General features: G+C 69.1%; 10 protein-coding genes. 5 read left to right on the top strand and 5 right to left on the bottom strand.

What is annotated here, in order from left to right:
• Positions 1-605: 605 nt before the first annotated feature.
• The 4 genes from ACFWDI_RS39230 to ACFWDI_RS39245 are packed head-to-tail and all read right to left on the bottom strand — an operon-like array spanning position 606 to position 3,765.
• A complete protein-coding gene (locus tag ACFWDI_RS39230; protein WP_327323506.1) occupies positions 606-1,043 on the bottom strand; it encodes a transcriptional repressor in 438 nt (145 codons plus the stop codon).
• A 54-nt stretch (positions 1,044-1,097) separates the two neighbouring features.
• Positions 1,098-1,991 carry a metal ABC transporter permease gene (locus ACFWDI_RS39235; protein WP_385311687.1) on the bottom strand — a complete coding sequence of 298 codons (894 nt, stop codon included), beginning with the start codon at positions 1,989-1,991 and terminating at the stop codon, positions 1,098-1,100.
• A gap of 2 nt (positions 1,992-1,993) precedes the next feature.
• The gene (locus tag ACFWDI_RS39240; protein ID WP_326649807.1) at positions 1,994-2,752 is read right to left on the bottom strand and encodes a metal ABC transporter ATP-binding protein; all 759 of its coding nucleotides are present in this window, start codon (positions 2,750-2,752) and stop codon (positions 1,994-1,996) included.
• Positions 2,753-2,787: 35 nt separating this feature from the next.
• Positions 2,788-3,765, bottom strand: coding sequence for a metal ABC transporter substrate-binding protein (locus ACFWDI_RS39245; RefSeq protein ID WP_385311689.1), 978 nt, complete (start codon positions 3,763-3,765; stop codon positions 2,788-2,790).
• A 144-nt stretch (positions 3,766-3,909) separates the two neighbouring features.
• Here ACFWDI_RS39245 and ACFWDI_RS39250 point away from each other — a divergent pair, with 144 nt between their 5' ends.
• Positions 3,910-5,292: a glycine--tRNA ligase gene (locus ACFWDI_RS39250; protein WP_327323502.1), complete on the top strand. Its 1,383-nt coding sequence runs from the start codon at positions 3,910-3,912 to the stop codon at positions 5,290-5,292.
• Here ACFWDI_RS39250 and ACFWDI_RS39255 read toward each other — a convergent pair.
• The gene (locus tag ACFWDI_RS39255) at positions 5,262-5,729 is read right to left on the bottom strand and encodes a hypothetical protein (protein ID WP_385311691.1); all 468 of its coding nucleotides are present in this window, start codon (positions 5,727-5,729) and stop codon (positions 5,262-5,264) included. The genes ACFWDI_RS39250 and ACFWDI_RS39255 overlap by 31 nt on opposite strands.
• A 177-nt stretch (positions 5,730-5,906) precedes the next feature.
• Here ACFWDI_RS39255 and ACFWDI_RS39260 point away from each other — a divergent pair, with 177 nt between their 5' ends.
• From ACFWDI_RS39260 to ACFWDI_RS39275, 4 genes are all read left to right on the top strand, one after another.
• The gene (locus tag ACFWDI_RS39260; RefSeq protein WP_385311693.1) at positions 5,907-7,118 is read left to right on the top strand and encodes a sensor histidine kinase; all 1,212 of its coding nucleotides are present in this window, start codon (positions 5,907-5,909) and stop codon (positions 7,116-7,118) included.
• Positions 7,106-7,753: a response regulator gene (locus tag ACFWDI_RS39265; protein WP_385311695.1), complete on the top strand. Its 648-nt coding sequence runs from the start codon at positions 7,106-7,108 to the stop codon at positions 7,751-7,753. The genes ACFWDI_RS39260 and ACFWDI_RS39265 overlap by 13 nt, the downstream gene beginning before the upstream one ends.
• Before the next feature lie 98 nt (positions 7,754-7,851).
• Positions 7,852-8,055, top strand: coding sequence for a hypothetical protein (locus ACFWDI_RS39270; protein WP_362680782.1), 204 nt, complete (start codon positions 7,852-7,854; stop codon positions 8,053-8,055).
• 195 nt (positions 8,056-8,250) lie between these two features.
• On the top strand, positions 8,251-8,451 hold the full coding sequence (locus tag ACFWDI_RS39275; RefSeq protein ID WP_385311697.1) for a DUF6243 family protein: 201 nt from the start codon (positions 8,251-8,253) through the stop codon (positions 8,449-8,451).
• Positions 8,452-8,487 lie beyond the last annotated feature (36 nt).

Below are 8,487 nucleotides of genomic sequence, written 5' to 3' on the forward strand. Positions count from 1 at the left end.
CCGGGGGCGCTGAACGCCGACGGGAACCCGAGGAGCCCTGGTCCGTCGCTGGCAGGGGACGCGCAGGGGTCGTGTTCTGGACGTAAAGCGTCGCAGACCACAAGCGGCGGAGCCGTGCCCCCGGGAGCGGCGGCTTCGCGTCGCGAACCCGGGGGCGCTGAACGCCGACGGGAACCCGAGGAGCCCTGGTCCGTCGCTGGCAGGGGACGCGCAGGGGTCGTGTTCTGGACGTAAAGCGTCGCAACTCGCGCGAAGCGCGGTGAGGAAAGCAGTCCAGGACACGAGCCCCGGAGCGGCCCCAACGGTGCGCGCTCGGCTCGGTGCGCGCTCGGCTCGGGGCGCGCCCGGGCGCCACGAGCCCGCACCCGGGGACGGGGCACTCAGGGGAGACGGCACCCGAGCGCCCGCGCCCCGGGGACGGGGCACTCAGAGGACACGGCACCCGAGCGCCCGCGCCCCGGGGGACGCGCCAAACCCCGCGCCCGCGCCCCAGGGACCGGGCAAGCCGGAGACGGGCACCCGGGACGGGCATCCCATCGCATTGCGGGGGCGCCGCCCCAGGGCGCCCGGAGCTCAACCCCGGTCCGCCCTCCGCCGAGGAGCCGTCAGCCCTCCGCCGAGGAGCCCGCGCACTCCGCGCACGTACCGAAGATCTCCACCGTGTGCGCCACATTCACGTACCCGTGCTGCGACGCGATCGTCTCCGCCCACTGCTCCACCGCAGGCCCCTCGACCTCGACGGCCTTTCCGCAGACCCGGCACACCAGATGGTGATGGTGGTCGTCGGTCGAGCAGCGCCGGTACACCGACTCGCCGTCGGACGTGCGCAGCACATCCACCTCGCCCGCGTCCGCGAGCGACTGCAGCGTGCGGTAGACCGTCGTCAGGCCCACCGAGTCGCCGCGGTGCTTGAGCATGTCATGCAGCTCCTGCGCGCTGCGGAACTCGTCCACCTCGTCGAGCGCCGCCGCAACCGCGGTCCGCTGCCGGGTCGACCGGCCCCGCACTGGGGCTGCATTTCCGCCGGTTGGCGCCGTCGCCACAGGTGCCTCCTCGTTCGCCCGCACATATGTCGGGCCATTCTGCCAGGCCTGAGCTCAGACCTTGACGTCGTCGCCGGGCGGTCGCGTGCCGGGCATGTCCACGGTGCACTCCGCCCCGCTCGCCTCCAGTGTGCGCGCACGCCGCCTCGCCAGGGGTGTGGCGAGTGCGGTCAGCACCACGAAGATGCCGATGGCGAGCAGCACTATCGTCGCGCCCGGCGGCACATCCTGGTAGTAGGAGGTGGTCGTTCCGGCCAGTGCGACCGTCACACCGATCCCCACCGCCAGCGCGAACGTGGCCTTGAAGGACCGCGAAATCTGCTGCGCCGCGGCCACCGGCACCACCATCAGCGCGCTGACCAGCAGCAGCCCGACCACCCGCATCGCCACACTGACGGTGACCGCCGCGGTCACCGCGATCAGGAGATTCAGCGCACGCACCGGCAGACCGGTGACCCGCGCGAACTCCTCGTCCTGGCTGACCGCGAACAACTGCCTGCGCAGCCCCAGCGAGACCAGCACCACAAAGGCGGCCAGCAGCAGAATCGCGGTGAGGTCCGCGTCGGAGACGGTGGAGAGCGAGCCGAACAGGAACGAGCTGAGATTGGCCGTGGAGCCGGTGTCCGAGAGGTTGATCAGCAGCACACCGCCGGCCATACCGCCGTAGAAGAGCATCGCCAGCGCGATATCGCCGCGAGTGCGTCCGTACATCCGGATCAGTTCCATGGTGACCGCGCCCACGATCGAGACGAGCGTCGCCATCCAGATCGGGTTGGTCGACAGCAGGAAGCCGAGGCCGACGCCGGTCATCGCGACATGGCCGATGCCGTCGCCCATCAGCGCCTGGCGGCGCTGCACCAGATGGATGCCGATGGCGGGTGCCGTGATGCCGACCAGCACGGCCGCGATGAGCGCCCGCTGCATGAAAGCAGTGTCGAGGATTTCCATGATCAGGTCAGCAGTCCCGTGCGGAGCGGCTCGTCGGCCGCATGCGGATGTACGTGGTCGTGGCCGGGCAGCGCATGCTGACCCACGGCCTTCGGTGGCGGCCCGTCATGGACCACACAGCCGTCGCGCAGCACCACCGCGCGGTCGATCAGGGGCTCCAGCGGTCCGAGCTCGTGCAGGACCAGCAGGACTGTCGTCCCGGCCGCGACCTGCTCGCGCAGTGTTCCGGCGAGGATCTCCTGGCTGCCCAGGTCGACGCCCGCCATCGGCTCGTCCATGATCAGCAGTTCGGGCTCGGAGGCGAGCGCGCGGGCTATGAGGACCCGCTGGTGCTGGCCGCCGGAGAGCGCGTTCACGGAGTCCTTGGCGCGGTCGGTGAGCCCGACGAGCTCGATGGCGCGCTCGACGGCGGCCCGGTCCGCGCGGGACTGCCGGCCCAGCCTCGTACGCGACAGCCGGCCCGAGGAGACGACTTCGCGCACCGTCGCGGGCACACCGCTCGCGGCGGTCGTGCGCTGCGGTACGTAACCGATGCGCGCCCACTCGCGGAATCGGCGCAGTTCCGTGCCGAACAGGGCGATCTCGCCGCCGGTGAGCGGCACTTGACCGATCACGGAACGCACGGCCGTCGACTTCCCCGAGCCGTTGGCACCGAGCAGGGCGACGACCTCACCGCGCTGGACGGTGAGGTCGATGCCGCGCAGTACCGGGCGCGAGCCGAGCGTGGCCTGGGCCCCGCGGACGGATATGACGGGCTCCATGTCTCGGGCCTCCGGTGTGTGCGTACCGATCGATGTCACTTCGCGCCGAGAGCTTTCTGCAGCGCGGCGAGGTTGGACTGCATCACCTCGATGTAGTCGGCGCCCTTGGACTTGTCCGTAATTCCTTCGAGCGGGTCGAGGACGTCCGTCTTCAGTCCGGCGTCCTTGGCGAGGGTCTTGGCGGTCTTGTCGCTGGCGAGCGTCTCGAAGAAGACGGTGGTGACCTTGTCCTTCTTCGCGATGGCCTGGAGGTCCTTGATACGGGCCGGGCTGGGCTCGGACTCGGGGTCGAGGCCCGCGATGCCCTCCTGGTCCAGGCCGTAGCGCTCGGCGAGGTAGCCGAAGGCGGAGTGGGTGGTGAAAAAGGTCTTGGTGGCCGTGTTCTTCAGGCCCTGTTGGTATGTGCGGTTCAGCCCGTCGAGCTTCGTGACCAGCGCGTCGGTGTTCTTCCGGTAGTCCGCGGCGTGGTCCGGGTCGGCCTTCTCGAGGGACTTTCCGACGCCCTTGGCGACCTCGGCGTACTTCACCGGGTCGAGCCAGATGTGCGGGTCGGCGCCCGCCTCGCCCTCGCCCGCATGCCCGTGCTCGTCGTGGCCGGCTTCTTCGCCCTCGTGGCTGTGGCCGCCCTCGGTGCCGTGGTGCTCGAGCTTGGTGAGACCGGCGGCGTCGACCTTGTTCTTCGCCTCGGACTGGGCGATGGCCTTGTCGACGGCGGGCTGGATGCCCTTGAGGTAGAGGATGTAGCCCGCCTCGTTCAGCTCGGCGGTCTGGCGGGGCTCGAGCTCAAGCTCATGCGGCTCGACGCCCGGCTTGGTGAGGGTCGAGACGGAGACGTGGTCGCCGCCGATCTCCTCGGCGAGGTACTGCATCGGATAGAACGACGCCACCACCTTCAGCTTGCCGCCGCTGCCGTCGTCGGCGGCATTGGAGCTGGAGCAGGCGGAGACGGTCATGAGGCCGAGGGCGACGGCTCCGGCGGCGGCACTGGTGGGTATGAGGCGGCGTACGTTCATGACAGTCATTTTCAACAAAACTGGAAACGATTGTCAACAAAGCTGCTGAGCTCCCCGTACCCGGAACCGATTTGATCCAGGGGGTGCGGCCGCCGGTAACCTGAAGCATTCGCCGTTCGTCGTCGTCGTAATGAAGAGAGCACCGTGGCCGCCGACAAGATCGACACCATCGTCAACCTGAGCAAGCGCCGTGGCTTCGTCTACCCGTGCAGCGAGATCTACGGTGGTCAGCGCGCCGCCTGGGACTACGGGCCGCTGGGTGTCGAGCTGAAGGAGAACATCAAGCGCCAGTGGTGGCGCTACATGGTCACCTCGCGCGAGGACGTCGTCGGTATCGACTCGTCGGTGATCCTGGCCAGCGAGGTCTGGGAGGCCTCCGGTCACGTCGCCACCTTCACCGACCCGCTCACCGAGTGCACCTCCTGTCACAAGCGCTTCCGCGCGGACCATCTGGAAGAGGCGTACGAGGAGAAGCACGGCAAGGCCCCCGAGCACGGCCTCGCCGACCTCAACTGCCCCAACTGCGGCAACAAGGGCACCTTCACCGAGCCCAAGAGCTTCTCCGGCCTGCTCTCCACGCACCTCGGCCCGACGCAGGACTCCGGCTCGGTCGCCTACCTGCGCCCCGAGACCGCGCAGGGCATCTTCACCAACTTCGGCCAGGTGCAGCAGACCTCGCGCAAGAAGCCGCCGTTCGGCATCGCGCAGATGGGCAAGTCCTTCCGGAACGAGATCACTCCCGGCAACTTCATCTTCCGCACCCGCGAGTTCGAGCAGATGGAGATGGAGTTCTTCGTCAAGCCCGGTGAGGACGAGCAGTGGCAGGAATACTGGATGGAGCAGCGCTGGAACTGGTACCGCGACCTTGGTCTCCGTGAGGAGAACATGCGCTGGTACGAGCACCCGGCCGAGAAGCTCTCCCACTACTCCAAGCGCACCGCCGACATCGAGTACCGCTTCAGCTTCGGCGGCAGCGAGTGGGGCGAGCTCGAGGGCGTCGCCAACCGCACCGACTACGACCTCTCCGCGCACTCCAAGGCCTCCGGCCACGACCTGTCGTACTTCGACCAGGAAGCCGGCGAGCGCTGGACCCCGTACGTCATCGAGCCCGCCGCCGGTGTCGGCCGCGCCATGCTCGCCTTCCTCCTCGACGCGTACAACGAGGACGAGGCGCCCAACGCCAAGGGCGTCATGGAGAAGCGCGCCGTGATGCGCCTCGACCCGCGCCTCGCGCCGGTCAAGGTCGCCGTGCTGCCGCTCTCCCGCAACCCGCAGCTGTCGCCGAAGGCCAAGGGCCTCGCCACCGACCTGCGCAAGAACTGGAACATCGAGTTCGACGACGCCGGCGCCATCGGCCGCCGCTACCGCCGCCAGGACGAGATCGGCACGCCGTACTGCGTCACCGTCGACTTCGACACCCTCGACGACAACGCGGTCACCGTGCGCGAGCGCGACACCATGAAGCAGGAGCGCGTCTCCCTGGACCAGATCCAGGGCTACCTGGGCAGCCGCCTGCTCGGCTGCTGACCGCTCGCTGACGTTCGAGGGCCGGCCGGGCCAGGAGCCCGGCCGGCCCTCGCATGTGTCCGTACGGCAAGGTCCATGCACAGGGCCGCCAGCGGCAGCTCCGCACACACCGCCATCGCCACCGCCTGCGCCAGCTCGGCGCCCGGCGCCGACGTCAGCAGGTCCGCACAGGCATCGGCCACCAGCAGCAGCGCGGCACCGGCCGCCGCCGCCCGATGGCCGCCCCCGCCCCGTACGAGCCGACTGCCCGCCGTCAGCAGACAGGCCGCCTCCAGAGCGTCCAGCGCCACCCATGCCGCCGCTTCGCCCGGCGGAAGCGTCGCCGCCAGAAACCCCATCCAGGGCAGCAGAGTCAGGCCCGCACCGGTCAGCAACCGGCCCTGCCACCTGGGCAACCGGGCAGTGGCGACAGGGGAGTTGAAGGCAATGAGAGCCATGGAGCGCGCCTCTTTCGGCAGTCACGAACCCGGCCTTCGGGCTCGTGATCAACACTCCTGTTCCGTGTCGTCACAGTCAGTAACACTGCTTGCCGACTTGGGGTGGCACCAGTTGCACCCCGGAACCGGCAACAGGCTTCATGGCGGCCGGACATGCCCACCACATACGGTTTGATCATGACCATCCCGCCCCGGCTCCGCCGCTCCCTCACCCGGCTGCGGCGCGACATGTCCTTCATCGCCACCGGGATGCTCCTGCACCTCGTCACAGCACCGTTGTTCCTCTGGGCCGCGAGACTGGCCGTCGCAACCTTCAGCGGCACCTCCTCCGACGCCCCGGTGATCCTTCCCGTCCCCGTTGCCCTGATCGCCATCGCCGGATTCGGCCTTACCGAGGCCCACCGATGGCGCTATCGCGAACTGTGCGGTGTGGACCTGCCCCGGCTCCGATTCGCCGTGGCGAGACGGCAGTTCGCGTACAACTGCCTCGTCGGGCCCTGCCTCGGGATACTCGAACTGCTCGTCCTCGCGCTCCTTGTGGCCGGCGCGGCCGCCACCACCATCTACGCCTGGATCATGCTGCTGCCGGCGTCCTGGCGGTTCGACCACCCCGGCTACACCACCCAGGCCGCCTACGTCATGGCCGCCGGCGCGGTCGCACTGGCCGCCGTGCCGAGCCTCGCCGGAGCCCTGGTACGGCTGGAGAACCGCATCGCCCCCACCCTCCTGAGGGACACCCGGGCCGAGGAACTCGAGCAGCGCGTCGAAGACCTCACCGAAAGCCGGGCCGGAGCCGTCGACGCCGCCCACGCCGAACGCCGCCGCATCGAACGCGATCTCCACGACGGCGCCCAGCAACGGCTCGTATCCCTGGCACTGAACCTCGGGATCGCCAAAGTGACACTCAAGGACCTGCCGCCCGAGGTACGGCAAGTGATCGACGACGCACACCGCGAAGCCAAGGAGTCGATCGAGGAACTCAGCCATCTCGTGCGCGGCCTCCACCCGTCCGTACTCGACGAACTCGGCCTCGACGCAGCCCTCTCCGGCCTGGCCGCCCGCGCTCCACTGCCCGTACGGCTACGGGTCGACCTGCCGCAGCGAGCCGCCCCCGCCGTCGAAGCAGTCGCCTACTTCGTCGTCTCCGAGGCCCTCACCAACATCGCCAAGCACGCGCACGCGACCCGTGCCGATGTGACCGTGTCCCGACTGGGCGAGATACTGCGGGTGGTCGTCGCCGACGACGGCGCGGGCGGCGCCGATCCGGCCGGCGGTACCGGTCTCAAAGGACTCGCCCAACGCGTGGGGTCCGTCGACGGGACCTTCCGCATGAGCAGCCCCACCGGGGGCCCGACCGTCATGACTGTGGAGCTGCCGTGCGCGCTGTGATCGCCGAGGATTCCGTCCTGCTCAGGGTCGGCGTGGTCAAGATCCTCGAGATGGCCGGATTCGAGGTCGTCGCGGAAACCGGCGACGCCGAAGGGCTGTTGGCCGCGGTCGGGGAACACCGCCCCGACATAGCCGTCGTCGATGTCCGGATGCCGCCCGGCTTCACCGACGAAGGCGTACGGGCCGCACTCCGGCTCAGACAGCAGTGGCCGGACACCGCCGTCCTGATGCTGTCGCAGTACGTGGAGGAGCGGTACGCCGCCGAGCTCATCGCAGCCAACACCAGCGGCATCGGCTACCTCCTCAAACAACGCGTAGCGGACGTCGAGGAGTTCATCGAAGTGCTGCGACGGGTCGCCGATGGCGGAACCGCCCTCGACCCGCAGGTCGTCGCACAGCTCCTGGTGCGGCGGCAGAGCGATCCGCTGGAGCGGCTGACCGAGCGCGAACGGGACGTGCTCGCGCTGATGGCGGAGGGCCGCTCCAACGCCGGAATCGCCGACCGGCTGGTGATCAGCGAAAGCGCCGTCGCGAAACACATCAACAGCATCCTCGCCAAGCTCGACCTGCCGCGCGTCGGCGCAGATCACCGCAGGGTGCTGGCGGTACTCCGCTTCCTGGAAGGTGGCGCCTGAGCACCCGGCGGGCGACGACTGGAGCAACAGCTCGACAAGGTGGTGCCGTTGATGTTGAACGTGCTGCACACTGGGCGCACTCGTCACCAGGAGGAACGATGCCGTCCATGACCACAAGCAAGGTCAGCAGATGGGATCAGCACGGCCGTGAGCATGTCGTGCATGTACAGAAATCAGGCTTGCAGCGGACACTGACCTGCGACACCTGTGGCTGGCGCAAGGGGGCGCAGTTTCTGCCCTGGCTCAAAGCCGAGGAACACCTCGTCGAGGCACACCAGGCAACGGTGGACCCGAGCGCCTGATGATCTTCCGCAGCTGCTCGACCAGTTCGCCCGCGCCGCCCGCGCGAACAAACCAGGTGTCCCCACTGTCCCCGGCGGGGTACCGTGGCCCGCATGTATGCGTATCTCCCGATCTACGAGTGAGAGGGCGGCGGTCGACTCCCGCCCCCGTCTGACGATTCCCCAGTCACTTCTCACCACAAATGGGAGAACCCCATGGCCAAGAGCCGGAACAACCTTCTCGGCGTGGGCGGACAGCGCAAGAAGCTGTCGCGCGCCGACCAGCAGGGCAACGGTCCCGCGCGCAACGCCGATCGCAAGGCGGCCGCCGACCAGAAGCAGGAGCTGGTGCGCAAGATGCGCGAGCGTGCCGAGGGCGTCAGCGCGCCCGAGGAGCTGCAGGAGAACCAGGCCTGATCACAGCCGTGGGCCCGGACCGCGAGGTGCGGTCCC

It is taken from the genome of Streptomyces sp. NPDC060064, from assembly GCF_042736455.1.
GTDB lineage: Bacteria > Actinomycetota > Actinomycetes > Streptomycetales > Streptomycetaceae > Streptomyces.

Bases quoted from the DNA above. Each gene is read 5' to 3' on its own strand.
- ACFWDI_RS39235 (WP_385311687.1), bottom strand. From the start codon at position 1,991: ATGGAAATCCTCGACACTGCTTTCATGCAGCGGGCGCTCATCGCGGCC.
- ACFWDI_RS39240 (WP_326649807.1), bottom strand. From the start codon at position 2,752: ATGGAGCCCGTCATATCCGTCCGCGGGGCCCAGGCCACGCTCGGCTCG.
- ACFWDI_RS39245 (WP_385311689.1), bottom strand. From the start codon at position 3,765: ATGAACGTACGCCGCCTCATACCCACCAGTGCCGCCGCCGGAGCCGTC.
- ACFWDI_RS39255 (WP_385311691.1), bottom strand. From the start codon at position 5,729: ATGGCTCTCATTGCCTTCAACTCCCCTGTCGCCACTGCCCGGTTGCCC.
- ACFWDI_RS39260 (WP_385311693.1), top strand. From the start codon at position 5,907: ATGACCATCCCGCCCCGGCTCCGCCGCTCCCTCACCCGGCTGCGGCGC.
- ACFWDI_RS39270 (WP_362680782.1), top strand. From the start codon at position 7,852: ATGCCGTCCATGACCACAAGCAAGGTCAGCAGATGGGATCAGCACGGC.
- ACFWDI_RS39275 (WP_385311697.1), top strand. From the start codon at position 8,251: ATGGCCAAGAGCCGGAACAACCTTCTCGGCGTGGGCGGACAGCGCAAG.